Here is a 13,141-nt window from a genome sequence, read left to right on the forward strand (position 1 = left end):
TTATGAGTAAATCCGTGGCCGACGTCATGCAACTCGTCAAGGACGAAGACGTCAAGTTTGTCGACTTCCGCTTCACGGACACGCGCGGCAAGGAGCAGCACGTTTCGGTTCCGCTGTCGGCATTCGACGAAGACAAGTTCGAGTCGGGTCATGCGTTTGACGGTTCGTCGATTGCCGGCTGGAAAGGCATCGAAGCCTCGGACATGCTGCTCGTGCCGGACCCGAACACGGCCTTCGTCGACCCGTTCTACGAAGAATCGACGCTCGTGCTGACCTGCGACGTGGTCGAGCCGGCCGACGGCAAGGGCTACGAGCGCGACCCGCGCTCGCTGGCAAAGCGCGCTGAAGCCTATCTGAAGAGCACGGGCCTCGGCGACACCGCCTTCTTCGGTCCGGAGCCGGAATTCTTCATTTTCGATTCGATCCAGTGGAACACGGATCAGTCGGGTTGCTTCGTGAAGATCGGTTCGGATGAAGCACCGTGGTCGTCGGGCCGCGAAATCGAAGGCGGCAACACGGGTCACCGTCCGGGCACGAAGGGCGGCTACTTCCCGGTCGCGCCGGTCGACACGTTCCAGGACATCCGCTCGGAAATGTGTCTGCTGCTCGAGCAGATCGGCATTCCGGTCGAAGTGCACCACCACGAAGTGGCGGGCCAGGGCCAGAACGAAATCGGCACGAAGTTCTCGACGCTGGTTCAGCGCGCGGACTGGACGCAGCAACTGAAGTACATCGTCCACAACGTCGCGCACACGTACGGCAAGACGGCGACGTTCATGCCGAAGCCGGTCGTTGGCGATAACGGTTCGGGCATGCACGTTCACCAGTCGATCTGGAAGGACGGCCAGAACCTGTTCGCGGGTAACGGCTACGCTGGTCTGTCGGAATTCGCGCTGTTCTACATCGGCGGCATCATCAAGCACGCTCGCGCGCTGAACGCCATCACGAACCCGGGCACGAACTCGTACAAGCGTCTCGTTCCGCACTTCGAAGCACCGGTCAAGCTCGCTTACTCGGCGCGCAACCGCTCGGCATCGATCCGTATTCCGCACGTGTCGAACCCGAAGGGCCGCCGTATCGAAACGCGCTTCCCGGATCCGCTGGCTAACCCGTACCTGTGCTTCTCGGCACTGATGATGGCAGGTCTGGACGGCGTGCAGAACAAGATCCACCCGGGCGAAGCCGCCGACAAGAACCTGTACGACCTGCCGCCGGAAGAGGATGCAAAGATCCCGACCGTTTGCGCCGGCCTCGACCAGGCTCTCGAAGCGCTCGATAAGGATCGCGAGTTCCTGACGCGCGGTGGTGTGTTCACCGACGGCATGATCGACGCGTACCTCGCGCTGAAGGAAAGCGAACTGCAACGCGTGCGTATGACCACGCACCCGGTCGAGTTCGAACTGTACTACTCGCTGTAATTGGCGATGGCGCTTCGCTGGACGCTACACAGCGAAGCGCCGGTTCAGTTTGTACGACTCGCAGGACGCTTAGGCGTTGGTCTCCAAGGGACGGCGGTGCCGTCCCTTTTTCGTTGGGCTCTTGACCCGCTCGTTGACCAGCTCATTGACCGGAACTAACGACCAGGACCGTTGCTGGTGCGCCGTATGGCGGCCGGCCTGAAACATGGTGCTCAAGAATCTGATCAAGGCAAGAAAGGGCCACGCCGAACCGCTCTCCGACGACGCGCCGCTCGTCGAGTCGGGCCTCTTGCCGGGCTTCGAGGCGCTGCCCACTGTCGTGCTCGTGCTCGACAAGCGCACGCTGCGCGTCGCCTTCGCGAATCCCTCGGCGGAGGCGATGCTCGATCTCTCGCGTCGCCAGCTCGCGCAGATGGCGTGGTCCGATCTCTTCTCGAACGCGGACGAGCTGCTTTCGACGATCGCGTCGATCGCTGCGCATCGCTTTCACGCGACGCGACTCGATGCTTCGCTGGAACGCCCCGGCCGCGAGCCGCTGAACGTGCATGTGGTCGTGGGCTTTCTCGAAAGCGCGCCCGATTACGTGCTGCTCGAACTGTTCGAGAACGAGCGGCATCTGCGCAGCGATCGCGAGGAGCGCATTCACGACCTCACGGCCGTGAACAAGCATCTGATCCGCAATCTCGCACACGAAATCAAGAACCCGCTCGGCGGCATTCGCGGCGCCGCGCAGCTGCTCGAATTCGAGCTTGGCGCGCTGGAGCGCGACGAGTTGCGCGAGTACACCCAGGTGATCATCAAGGAGTCGGACCGCCTGCAGACGCTCGTCGACCGGCTGCTGGAGCCGCATCGTCATCCGCATATCGTCGGCGACGTGAATATTCACGAGGTGTGCGAACGCGTGCGCGCCGTGATCCTCGCGGAATTTCCGCGCGGCCTCACCATCGAGCGCGACTACGACGTGAGCGTGCCCGACCTGCGCGGCGACAAGGAGCAGTTGATCCAGGCACTGCTGAATATCGTGCGCAACGCCGCGCAGGCGCTGCGCGAACGCATTTCGCAGGGCGACGCTCGCATCGAATTGCGCACGCGTGTTGCGCGCAAGGTCACGATTTCCAAACGCCTGTGCAAGCTGGCACTGGACTTGCATATCACTGACAACGGACCCGGCATTCCCGAGGATATTCGCGACCGCATCTTCTATCCGCTCGTTTCCGGACGCGAGGATGGCAGCGGTCTCGGCCTCACGCTCGCGCAGACGTTCGTCCAGCAGCACGATGGACTGATCGAAGTGGATAGCCGGCCGGGCCACACCGAGTTTCAGATATTGCTGCCGCTTGATAGTTGAATCAACAACTACTTAAGCTGTTTATGGATTTACCGATACCCGCACGCCACCAGGACTTCTGACCGATCTTATGAAGCCGATCTGGATAGTAGACGACGACCAATCGATACGCTGGGTGCTCGAAAAGGCCCTTGCCCGCGAGAACTTCGCTACCCGCAGCTTTTCGAACGTGCGCGAAGCTGCGAGCGCGCTCGATCACGACAGCCCGCAGGTGCTCGTCTCCGACATCCGCATGCCGGGCGGCTCGGGCCTCGAGCTGCTGCAAACCGTGCGCGAGCGCGTGCCCGGGTTGCCCGTCATCATCATGACGGCGTTCTCGGACCTCGACAGCGCGGTAGCCGCTTTTCAGGGCGGCGCGTTCGAGTATCTCGCCAAGCCCTTCGACGTCGACAAGGCTGTCGAGCTGATTCGCCGCGCCGTGGATGAAAGCATGCGCGGCGAGCAGCAGTGGGACGAGCGTCCCGCCGAAGCGCCCGAGATGCTCGGTCAGGCGCCGGCCATGCAGGACATGTTCCGCGCCATCGGGCGGCTTTCGCATTCTGCCGCCACCGTGCTTATCACGGGTGAGTCTGGCACCGGAAAGGAGCTTGTCGCGCGCGCCTTGCACCGACATAGCCCACGCGCGAACGGCCCATTCATTGCGCTGAACACCGCCGCCATTCCGAAGGATCTTCTGGAATCCGAACTGTTTGGCCACGAGCGCGGCGCGTTCACGGGCGCGCAGGCCATGCGCCAGGGCCGCTTCGAACAGGCCGAGAACGGCACGCTGTTCCTCGACGAAATCGGCGACATGCCGTTCGATCTGCAAACGCGCCTCTTGCGTGTGCTCTCGGATGGGCAGTTCTACCGCGTGGGCGGACACAACCCGCTGCGCGCGAACGTGCGCGTAATCGCCGCGACGCACCAGAATCTCGAAACGCGCGTGCGCCAGGGGCTGTTCCGCGAGGACTTGTATCACCGGCTCAACGTGATTCGCCTGCGTTTGCCCGCGCTGCGCGAACGCAGCGAGGACATTCCGCTGCTCACGCGCCACTTCCTCCAGAAGAGCGCGCGCGAACTGGGCGTGGAGCCCAAGCGCGTTTCGGACGAGGCGCTTGTCTGGATGTCCGCGCTGCCGTTTCCTGGCAACGTGCGCCAACTCGAGAATCTCGCGAACTGGCTCACGGTGATGGCGCCCGCGCAGACCATCGAGATCAAGGATCTGCCGCCTGACCTCGTGCCTGCGCACGGCTCGGCGGGTGCGGCGGTGCATCTCGGCGATGCCTCGGCCGCAGCCGAAGCGGGCGTGGCAGCCAATGGCGCGAGCGGAGCATCGCCAGTTGCGGGTGCTTTAGCGGGCGCGGGCTTGCCTGGCGCGATGGGCGGGGTCTCGGGCGGCGTAGTGTTCGGTACGCCGGCGTTCGGCGCGTCCAACGGCGCCGCGGCCGCTGTCTCGCCGCTGAGCGTGTGGGAGAGCGGGCTGCGCACGGAGGTCGCGCGTCTCTTGCGCGAGAACAGCGCCGACGTGATGGACGAACTGTCGCGGCGCTTCGAAGCCGCCGTGATCCGCGAGGCGCTGGACTTCACGCGTGGGCGCAAGGTCGAGGCCGCCGAGCGTCTTGGTATCGGCCGCAACACCATTACGCGCAAGATCCAGGAGCTCAATCTGGAATGAGCATGGGCTAGCATGTGGCACCGGGCCGGGCTCGCGCAACGCGAGCCGGCCCGACGCGCAGTGCGCCTGCGCGCACACAGGGCATAATCGACGCTGTTTTCCTGTCGACGACCGATCATGCCCGTGACTTCTCCCTGGCCCACCGAGGCCGACCCTTTCCTTTCGCTCGAATCGCTCGACGACCCCGCCGTCATGGCCTGGGTCGAGTCGCAGAACGCGCGCACGCGCGCCGCGTGGCAGGGCGGTGCGCGTTTCGAGGCGCTGGAAAAGCGCCTCGCCCAAGCCTACTTGCCGCGCGAGCGGCCCGTCATCCCGAGCCGCTGGCAGGAGTGGGCCTACGACCTCTGGGAGGACGAGGACAATCCCAAGGGCTTGTGGCGCCGCGCGCTCTGGGCCGATTGGCGCGCCCATAAGCCGCAGTGGCAGACGCTCATCGACTTCGATGCGCTCGGCGCGAAGGAGGGGATGCCATGGGTGTGCGCGGGCATCGACATCCTCTATCCGGACGGCGACCGCGCCTTGATCCAGCTTTCCGATGGCGGCTCCGACGCCGTTATCGTGCGCGAGTTCGACATCGTCAAGCGCGAATTCGTGGACGATGGCTTCGGCATTGCGAAGGAAGGCAAGCACATCATTTCGTGGATCGATCGCGATACCGTGTACCTGGGATGGGACGCGGGCGGCAAAAGCGGAAAGAAGATGCTCACGCGTTCGGGCTATCCGCGCGAGGTGCGCCGCTGGACGCGCGGCACGGCGCTCGCGGACGCGAGCGTGGTGTTCAGCGGCGAGTTCGACGACATCAGCGTGGAAGGTGACTACGATCCGGTCGAAAAGCGCCACGACGTGGTGCGCAGCGTCGACTTCTTCGATTCATATACGTATCGTCTGGATGCGCGCGGCGACTGGCAGGTGTACGACGTGCCTACACATGTCTCGGTGGGCGCGTGGCATGGCTGGCTGCTGCTCGAACCGCGCCTCGACTGGAATGTTTCGGGCGTGACGTACAAGGGCGGTGCATTGCTTGTGATTCGCGAGGACGCTTTCCTCGCGGGCGATCGCGCGTTTACGGCGCTCTTCACGCCAACTCCCGTTACGTCGGCATGCGACTGGACCAATACGAAAAACGTCTTGATCGTCTCCTGGCTCGACGATGTGGAGAGCCGCACGATGCTCTGGCAGCCGCAGCAGGACGATGGCGCGTGGCGCTGGGAGTCTCGGGTGTTTCCCGCGCGTGCGAGTTCGCAGGTCGATGTCTCGCCCATCGAAGATACGCTTAACGACGAGGTATTCGTCGACGTCGACGATTACCTGCTGCCGCCTGAATACTGGCTCGCCGACCTCGCGCAAACCGATCTCCAGCAGTGGGAATTGCTCGACCGCTGGCCCACGCAGTTCGATTCCGGGCCGCTCACGGTCATCCGCTCGCACGCGCGTTCCGCGGACGGCACGAGCGTACCGTTCACTGTGATCGGCCCGAAGGCTGTGCTCGAAGGCGGTTCACGCAAGGCGTCGCCGTGCCTGCTTACGGGCTACGGCGGCTTCGCGATCGCGCTCACGCCGCAATATCTTGTGGGCTCGGGCATAGGCTGGCTGGAGCAGGGTGGTGTAGTGGCGATCGCGCACATTCGGGGCGGCGGCGAGTACGGCACCGCCTGGCACGTAGAGGCGCAGCGCGAGCATCGCCAGCGCTCGTTCGACGACTTCATCGCGGTGGCCGAACAACTGGTCGCCGATGGCTATACGAGCGCGGCGCAACTGGGTATCAAGGGCGGCAGCAACGGCGGACTGCTCGTGGGCGCGTGCATGGTACAGCGTCCCGAGCTGTTTGGCGCCGTGGTGTGCGAGGTGCCGTTGCTCGACATGCAGCGTTACCCGCTGCTGCATGCGGGTGCGTCATGGATCGACGAGTATGGCGATCCTGAGGATGCCGAAGAATCGCGCGCGCTCGCCGCTTACTCGCCCTACCACCATGTGAAGCCCGGCGTTGCGTATCCGCCATCGCTGTTCACCACTTCGACGAGCGACGATCGCGTACACCCCTCGCACGCGCGCAAGATGGTCGCGCGCATGGAGAAGCAGGGGCACGCGAACGTCTGGTATCTGGAGAACACCGAAGGCGGTCACGGCCCCGGCAGCGATTCGCTCGAGCGCGCGGAGTATGACGCGCTCGTCTATCGCTTTTTGTGGACCACGCTCGCGGGGAGCTGGTAAGGCGGGCGTTCAGCCAGCAATATCGAGCGTGGCGATTACTGGCGTGTGATCGGACGGTTGCTCCCACTTGCGGGGCACCTTGTCCACTTCGCACGCGGTGAGGTGGGCCGCGAGCGCAGGCGAGAGCAGGATGTGGTCGATGCGCAAGCCCGCGTTGCGGCGAAACGCGAACATGCGGTAGTCCCACCACGTGAAGATCTTTTCGGGTTGCTCGAACTGGCGGAACGCATCGACGAAGCCCAGTTCGATCAACCGGCGGAACTGCGCACGCTCTTCGGGCGAGACAAGGTTCTGGCCTTCCCAGGCCTTCGGATCGTGCACATCGCGATCTTCGGGCGCGATGTTGTAGTCGCCGAGCAGCGCGAGCTTCGGGTAGCGCTGCATCTCCTGCGCGAGCCAGTCGTGCATGGCGTCGAGCCATTGCAGCTTGTACGCGAACTTCTCGGTCCCCGGCGCCTGGCCGTTCGGGAAATACGCACTCACCACGCGCACGTCACCGATGGTCGTGGCGATCACGCGCTGCTGCGGATCTTCGAAGCCAGGAATGTTGCGCACGACCGTGGCTTCGTCGACGAAGAGACCTTCGCGCGCGAGGATGCCCACGCCGTTATAGGTCTTCTGGCCCGCGAACCAGCTGCGATAGCCGTGCGCCTCGAGGTCGGCGCGGGGGAATTTGTCGTCGGTGAGCTTCAGTTCCTGGAGGCAGAGCACGTCCGTCTTGCTCTCGTTGAGCCAGTCGATGACGTGCTGCAGACGGACCTTGAGGGAGTTGACGTTCCACGTTGCGATTTTCATGTGAGGCTCGATAGGGTGACGGTGTGCGTTCGGTGCACTTCGGCGCCATTATCGCCTGCTTCGCGAAACGGGCGGCAATGGCCTCACCATTGCTCCAGCCACGGCCGCAAGTCGAGCTCGTGCGTCCACGCATCGCGCGGTTGCTGGTGCAGCGTCCAGTACGCGTCGGCGATGTGCTCGGGGTTCAGGATGCCGTCGCGTTTCATGAGCTTGTAGCGCTGCGCAACGGCAGCCCGGTTTCGGGTATCGTAGGATGTCGCCGCGCTGGGGCAAAGCTGCGCGAATTCACATAGGGAGACACGATGGGTGACGTCAAGGTGCAGTTTCTGTTCGACTTCGGCAGTCCTAACGCATACCTGTGCCATAAGGTGATCGGCGACATCGAGGCGCGCCAGCAGGTGCGTTTCGACTATATGCCGGTACTGCTCGGCGGCCTTTTCAAGCTGAGCGGCAATCGCTCGCCGGGCGAGGCGTTCGCAGGCATTGAGAACAAGCAGAAGTTCATGATGCTGGAGATGCGGCGCTTCATCGAGCGGCATGGACTCACGGCTTATCGGCGCAATCCGCACTTTCCGGTGAATACGCTGCACATCATGCGCGGCGCGATTGCGGCGCAGCGCAACGGCACGTTCGAGCGCTACGTCGAGCGCATGTTCGCGCACATGTGGGAAGAGGGCCTCAAGATGGACGACCCTGCCGTGATCCGCGCGGCGCTAGAGGAGGACGGCCTCGACGCCACGGCGTTTGAAACGGCGATTCAGGACCCCGTTGTGAAAGCCGCGTTGCTGGCGAACACGCAGTCGGCGTTCGAGCGCGGCGCGTTCGGTTCGCCGACGTTCTTCGTCGGCGAGGAGATGTACTTCGGCAAGGATCAGTTGCGCGATGTCGAAGAGGAGATCGCGCGTGTGAAGTCGCGCACTTAGGGCGCGCCGCTTCATAACGAGGCGAGGCGGGCGCGGCATGATCGCTCCCGCCTTGCGCCGAGCATCAAAGCGCGGCCAGCTCCTCGGCTTGCGGTGCGGCGACCACGCCCAGGCGCACGCGCGCTGCCTCATACTCACGCTTCAAACGTTCGATGAGTTCGGCGGCCGGCACGACGCTCTTCACCGCGCCAATGCCCTGGCCCGAGCCCCAGATGTCCTTCCACGGCTTCACGCGCGTCGAGCCGAAATTCATCGCCGACGGATCCGACTGCGGCAGCGCTTCCGGATCGAGGCCACTCGCGACGATGCTCTGGCGCAGATAGTTGCCGTGCACGCCCGTGAAGAGATTCGAGTAGACGATATCGCCCGCGCCGCCTTCGACGATCATCTGTTTGTACGCGTCGACGGCATTCGCTTCATGCGTGGCGATGAACGCCGAGCCGATATAGGCGAGGTCGGCTCCTGCTGCCTGCGCCGCGAGAATCGCGTTGCCGTTGCCGATCGCACCCGAAAGCAACAGGGGGCCGTCGAACCATTCACGAATCTCGTGGATGAGCGCAAACGGCGAGAGCGTGCCCGCATGACCGCCGGCGCCAGCGGCCACAGCGATCAGGCCGTCCGCGCCTTTCTCGATCGCCTTTTTCGCGAACGTGTTGTTGATGACGTCATGCAACACGATGCCGCCCCATGCGTGGATCGCATGGTTGACTTCTTCACGCGCGCCGAGCGACGTAATGACGATCGGCACCTTGTATTGCGCGCAGATGCCCAGGTCGTGCTCGAGGCGGTCGTTCGACTTGTGCACGATCTGGTTCACGGCGAAGGGCGCAGCCGGCGCGTCCGGGTGCTTCGCGTTGTACTCGGCGAGTTCGGTGGTAATGCGGTCCAGCCATTCACCGAGCACGTGCTCCGGCCGCGCATTGAGCGCAGGGAACGAGCCGACGACGCCCGCCTTGCACTGGGCGATCACGAGATCGGGATTCGAAATAATGAAGAGCGGCGAGCCGACGACCGGAATCGACAGGCCGCGGCGCAGCACGGCGGGCAGGGACATCCATATCTCCTTGACTGGGGTGGCGGCCGGGTGTGGCTGCCGTCGCATGATTGGTTGCGTGATCCGTAGCGCCGGCGTGCGAGCCGGCTGGCAGGCTTAAACATAGCAAAGCCGTCGAAACTATGCAACCAGTTGCATAGTGAAAAAATTCGATCCGCAACAGATCCGGCGTCGGGTGGGGCGTGGTTTAGAATCGCCGCATGTCGACGCCGCACGCCATCCTCATCGCCTTGCTGGAAAAGCCTTCATCGGGCTACGACCTCGCGCGCCGCTTCGATCGCGCGATCGGCTACTTCTGGCATGCCACGCATCAGCAGATCTATCGTGAACTGGGCCGCATGGTCGAGGCGGGGTGGGTGTCGGTTATCGAGGACGAGACGGCCGCGGCGTCGCGCAAGAAGGTGTATTGCGTGTTGCCAGTGGGGCGCGATGAGGTGGCGCGCTGGGTGCGCGAGACGCCGCTCGACCTCGACTCGCGCAACGTGTTTCTGCTCAAGCTGCGTGCCGATGCCGTGATCGGGCCGCTCGGCCTCGCCGAGGAACTCGCGAGGCTCGTCGCCGAAAATCGCGCGCGGCTCGCGACTTATCGGGAGATCGAGCAGCGCGATTTTGGGGCGGCTTCGCTTACGCGCGGGCAAGAGTTGCAGTATGCGATCCTCAAGGCCGGCATTCATACGCAGGAGATGTGGCTTGCCTGGGCGCAAGAGGTGCGTCCGCTGGTGGAGCCCGCCCAGGCGTAGTGAAATTTGCCAGGGTATCCGAAGTAATTCGATATGACACCCTCATCATGTTGATGGCCTTCGAAGGCGTGGTGTTTCAATCGTGTGAAAAGCCCCTTGACGGACTGGTCCACGCGCCTTATACTTCTTTTCTCTGACGGACGCGGGGTGGAGCAGTCTGGCAGCTCGTCGGGCTCATAACCCGAAGGTCGTAGGTTCAAATCCTACCCCCGCAACCAAGCAAATCAAGGGCTTACACCGCATTAGTGTGTAAGCCCTTTTGCTTTTCTGGCGCCGTGTAACGTGGGTGGAGCTGGCATCGACACATCGGTTATCCTCGATGTTGGCAGATGCCGTGCCGCTCTCCAGGCGAGTCGGACGTTCTCCCCAGCAAAGCCGAACTGGCCGTCGGCGCGCTTCTTTCAAAGCCTGCGCGCCGCAACAAAAAACTGGACTGCGTCCGGGTGCCGAAAATTGCCCTCAAAAGTCGTACTGTTGTGCTTCGCGAGCGATTCACCTTACTCCTTAAAGCCCCCCTTAATTCTTCTGTATAAGCGAACGCTCTCCTTTCCCTCTTGATCTTTTGACCACGATATGGAAATTCCGACAGGATTATTAACCCATTTAATCGATTCGAATGAAGAGTTAATGCCATCGTTACTGAGATCTATATTGTCGAGACAACTGTTAACTTTTTTTGAAAAAACGATCTTACCGACGATGCCATTCAACTCTACTGCATACAATTCGTCTTCAGAGCCCGCTCCACAGTAACCATTTGGGGACGTGGACGAGGGGACTCTCACTACAATTAAAAACACATCCTTCCCATCCAGTCGGCGTGACACCGCCTCGGGAAAGACAATTTCAGAAGATGTGGATAGCGCACGCTTTAGATGTGATGGCAGTTCAATTTTCCGTCGGGTGGTTGTGTCAAAAATAAATACTCCTCTATCTTCAGAAACAATTTTCTCTCCGCTCGAAATCATCACCTCCATAGGAGACTTTTCCTGCGCAGAGGCAATATTTATCAGCATCAAGAATGTGGCGCAATAGATCGGCACCTTATTCGCTGCCTTCAATATGATCGGCATAACAAACTCCACTATATTTCCACGGGTGATCGGTTGTTTGCCCCGACCTCATCTTCTTGTATTCATCTTTGTCTCGCTCGTGAAGCTCACTTACACTTTTGTTTTGATTCGCCGAAACCGTGGTGTCCCAACCCATATTTCCCGTTGATGGGTCACAGAGCATCTCGGGTGTCCTTACCCAGGTTTGGCTCTGTTCGTCCCACTTGTGATAACTACCACCATTCCATCGGCTTATGGTTTCGTGCGACAACTGATCGTCCGTATGGTGCCGACCATGTTGTCCAAGATAACTTTTCGCGCCTGCTTGTTTCTCCTGGTACAACGCGGCGCCTCCGAGAATATTTGCCTTCCAGCTCCAAGCTTGCTCATAAGTCGGTGATGGATGCGTTAGCTGAGTCATCCCGTACCCTGCGTCGCCTGCTACAACAGGCTCGTTATCCGCATTGATAAAATTCTTGAACTTGCCTTCTTGTGCAATCAATCTGTCGAAGCCTGTAACGTTTTGCATCCCCGCAAGAAAATCCGTAACTTGTGTCTCGCTGGGGTTCTTGGCCAAAATCATGACCGTTCGCTTAAACGTATCGTTCCCAATTTTCACTGTTACAATCAGTTTTCCACCGAGCACTTTTGAGCCGAGATCAGCTTTCCAGATTTTCTCGCTTGACGAAAAGCTGCCAGTATCAGTGAACTGCTTTAATTTTCTGCCGTTCCGAACTTGCTCCCTCAATCCACTAACGTGTGCATTCCATTCAATTTTCCACTCCCATTGATACGGAGGCGCCGCATTCGATTTAAATTCAAATTTTATCTCTGGGAAATTTGCCTGCTCATCGATGTAGAATTTTGCCCCTGAATTGGGACGAATCCAATCGCCGGAGTCATTCGTGATCACAATTTTAACTAGCGAATCGGGATTATTATTGGTGCTCCCCGGCCTGGCGTGATGATGCGGTTTACGATGTTTACTCATTATCACCTTCTTCTTTCGAAAATTTTATTGTCATTTTCTCGGGTTTTTTAGTATACACGCGCTCGGTTAAACCTTCATTGTCCGAGTATCCAGACCACATTTTCCCCGACTCGCTATGTATTTCGTAATATCGTCGCCGCAACGGTGTTTTCCCATCGTCGTCCAATAATCTATATTGCTCGTGATAGTCGGCATCGCCGGGCATGATTGGCAGCGCCTGAAAAACAGGATACCGGGGCTCTTTGCCTTTCTTCTGAACTGTAATGGTTTTGACGAACAAGTCGAACGGACCGCCGAGCGTGATGCTGCCGTCCTTCATGTGAATGAACGCACCACCGCATTCGAGAATGATTTCCTTGGCCGCCGCCAGGTTGACCTTTCCATTGACGCTGGCGACGTTCACGTCCTTGTCAGCAGTGAACGACATCGGCCCGTCCTGCGCCTGAAAATCGACTGGACCTTTGGCTGCAAAAATCTTCACGCCAAACTTCTGCGCGAACAGCGTTATCTTTTCACCTGCCGCGACTGTCCAACGTTTCAGCACGCTCCAGTCGGCGTTCTTCCCGGCCACAGTCGAGATATTGTCCTGTGCCGCGAGCTGGATGCCCTGACCCGCCACAATGCCCGCCGAGGCAGGCGTGCTCATCAGCAGCCCAGGCTTCTTCAGGCCGTCGAAATCCTCCTTCATCTGCTGCTGCGCGTCGATGTCGGCGGCCTCAGCCTTGGCGCTGGTAGCAGAAGCAGCGAGAGCCTTCGCGGTGGCCAGTGCGCCTTCGAGCTGGGCAATGGTCTCCTGCATGTCAAGCTGCTTGCCGCTCGCGCCGGGGCGGTCGTAGGTCGTGATCATTACGCCTTTTCCCGCTCGGATCGCTCCCCACCCCGAGGACCTTAGCTCATAGCCTTCACCGCGGTACTCAAGCTTGCTGTTAACCTGGTAACCGAGATTCAGCTGCGA

11 protein-coding genes, 1 tRNA gene and 1 pseudogene are annotated in these 13,141 nt (G+C 60.9%); 7 read left to right on the forward strand and 6 right to left on the reverse strand.

Annotated elements, in window-relative coordinates; genetic code table 11:
* The first annotated feature begins 2 nt into the window (after positions 1 to 2).
* The 4 genes from glnA to JMY28_RS34915 all read left to right on the forward strand — a co-directional run bounded on the left by glnA (position 3) and on the right by JMY28_RS34915 (position 6,631).
* Positions 3 to 1,418 carry a type I glutamate--ammonia ligase gene (gene glnA / locus JMY28_RS34900; RefSeq protein ID WP_201700439.1) on the forward strand — a complete coding sequence of 472 codons (1,416 nt, stop codon included), beginning with the start codon at positions 3 to 5 and terminating at the stop codon, positions 1,416 to 1,418.
* A 205-nt stretch (positions 1,419 to 1,623) separates the two neighbouring features.
* Complete coding sequence (gene glnL, locus JMY28_RS34905) at positions 1,624 to 2,766, forward strand: nitrogen regulation protein NR(II) (protein ID WP_201700440.1); 1,143 nt, start codon at positions 1,624 to 1,626, stop codon at positions 2,764 to 2,766.
* A gap of 70 nt (positions 2,767 to 2,836) precedes the next feature.
* A complete protein-coding gene (gene ntrC, locus JMY28_RS34910; RefSeq protein WP_201700441.1) occupies positions 2,837 to 4,420 on the forward strand; it encodes a nitrogen regulation protein NR(I) in 1,584 nt (527 codons plus the stop codon).
* Positions 4,421 to 4,537: 117 nt separating this feature from the next.
* Positions 4,538 to 6,631, forward strand: a complete 2,094-nt coding sequence (locus tag JMY28_RS34915; protein ID WP_201700442.1) for a prolyl oligopeptidase family serine peptidase — start codon at positions 4,538 to 4,540, stop codon at positions 6,629 to 6,631.
* A 9-nt stretch (positions 6,632 to 6,640) separates the two neighbouring features.
* On the opposite strand, the gene xth is transcribed toward JMY28_RS34915, so the two are convergent.
* On the reverse strand, positions 6,641 to 7,426 hold the full coding sequence (gene xth / locus JMY28_RS34920; RefSeq protein ID WP_201700443.1) for an exodeoxyribonuclease III: 786 nt from the start codon (positions 7,424 to 7,426) through the stop codon (positions 6,641 to 6,643).
* 83 nt (positions 7,427 to 7,509) lie between these two features.
* Positions 7,510 to 7,644: pseudogene (locus tag JMY28_RS34925) on the reverse strand (short-chain dehydrogenase); the annotation flags it as partial.
* An 84-nt stretch (positions 7,645 to 7,728) separates the two neighbouring features.
* Between JMY28_RS34925 and JMY28_RS34930 the strand changes: the two are divergent.
* Complete coding sequence (locus tag JMY28_RS34930) at positions 7,729 to 8,349, forward strand: 2-hydroxychromene-2-carboxylate isomerase (RefSeq protein WP_201700444.1); 621 nt, start codon at positions 7,729 to 7,731, stop codon at positions 8,347 to 8,349.
* A 64-nt stretch (positions 8,350 to 8,413) separates the two neighbouring features.
* On the opposite strand, the gene JMY28_RS34935 is transcribed toward JMY28_RS34930, so the two are convergent.
* The gene (locus JMY28_RS34935; RefSeq protein WP_201700445.1) at positions 8,414 to 9,403 is read right to left on the reverse strand and encodes an NAD(P)H-dependent flavin oxidoreductase; all 990 of its coding nucleotides are present in this window, start codon (positions 9,401 to 9,403) and stop codon (positions 8,414 to 8,416) included.
* Between the two features lie 200 nt (positions 9,404 to 9,603).
* On the opposite strand from JMY28_RS34935, the gene JMY28_RS34940 reads away from it, so the two are divergent.
* Both JMY28_RS34940 and JMY28_RS34945 read left to right on the forward strand, forming a co-directional pair.
* Positions 9,604 to 10,143 (forward strand): PadR family transcriptional regulator, encoded by a 540-nt coding sequence (locus JMY28_RS34940; RefSeq protein WP_201700446.1) that lies wholly within the window; start codon positions 9,604 to 9,606, stop codon positions 10,141 to 10,143.
* Positions 10,144 to 10,284: 141 nt separating this feature from the next.
* A tRNA-Met gene (locus tag JMY28_RS34945) sits at positions 10,285 to 10,361 on the forward strand.
* Between the two features lie 279 nt (positions 10,362 to 10,640).
* On the opposite strand, the gene JMY28_RS34950 is transcribed toward JMY28_RS34945, so the two are convergent.
* The 3 genes from JMY28_RS34950 to JMY28_RS34960 all read right to left on the reverse strand — a co-directional run.
* On the reverse strand, positions 10,641 to 11,216 hold the full coding sequence (locus JMY28_RS34950) for a hypothetical protein (protein WP_201700447.1): 576 nt from the start codon (positions 11,214 to 11,216) through the stop codon (positions 10,641 to 10,643).
* On the reverse strand, positions 11,188 to 12,186 hold the full coding sequence (locus tag JMY28_RS34955; RefSeq protein ID WP_201700448.1) for a hypothetical protein: 999 nt from the start codon (positions 12,184 to 12,186) through the stop codon (positions 11,188 to 11,190). Before JMY28_RS34955 ends, JMY28_RS34950 begins: the two co-directional genes overlap by 29 nt.
* Positions 12,179 to 13,141, reverse strand: a 963-nt coding sequence (locus JMY28_RS34960) for a DUF2345 domain-containing protein (protein WP_201700449.1), incomplete at its 5' end; no start/stop codon positions are given. The genes JMY28_RS34955 and JMY28_RS34960, both read right to left, overlap by 8 nt.

The sequence above is a fragment of the Paraburkholderia hiiakae genome (assembly GCF_904848665.1).
Classification (GTDB): Bacteria; Pseudomonadota; Gammaproteobacteria; order Burkholderiales; family Burkholderiaceae; genus Paraburkholderia; species Paraburkholderia hiiakae.

Coding starts and splice junctions, on each gene's coding strand:
- glnA (WP_201700439.1), top strand. CDS start 3: ATGAGTAAATCCGTGGCCGACGTCATGCAACTCGTCAAGGACGAAGAC.
- glnL (WP_201700440.1), top strand. CDS start 1,624: ATGGTGCTCAAGAATCTGATCAAGGCAAGAAAGGGCCACGCCGAACCG.
- ntrC (WP_201700441.1), top strand. CDS start 2,837: ATGAAGCCGATCTGGATAGTAGACGACGACCAATCGATACGCTGGGTG.
- JMY28_RS34915 (WP_201700442.1), top strand. CDS start 4,538: ATGCCCGTGACTTCTCCCTGGCCCACCGAGGCCGACCCTTTCCTTTCG.
- xth (WP_201700443.1), bottom strand. CDS start 7,426: ATGAAAATCGCAACGTGGAACGTCAACTCCCTCAAGGTCCGTCTGCAG.
- JMY28_RS34930 (WP_201700444.1), top strand. CDS start 7,729: ATGGGTGACGTCAAGGTGCAGTTTCTGTTCGACTTCGGCAGTCCTAAC.
- JMY28_RS34935 (WP_201700445.1), bottom strand. CDS start 9,403: ATGTCCCTGCCCGCCGTGCTGCGCCGCGGCCTGTCGATTCCGGTCGTC.
- JMY28_RS34940 (WP_201700446.1), top strand. CDS start 9,604: ATGTCGACGCCGCACGCCATCCTCATCGCCTTGCTGGAAAAGCCTTCA.
- JMY28_RS34950 (WP_201700447.1), bottom strand. CDS start 11,216: ATGCCGATCATATTGAAGGCAGCGAATAAGGTGCCGATCTATTGCGCC.
- JMY28_RS34955 (WP_201700448.1), bottom strand. CDS start 12,186: ATGAGTAAACATCGTAAACCGCATCATCACGCCAGGCCGGGGAGCACC.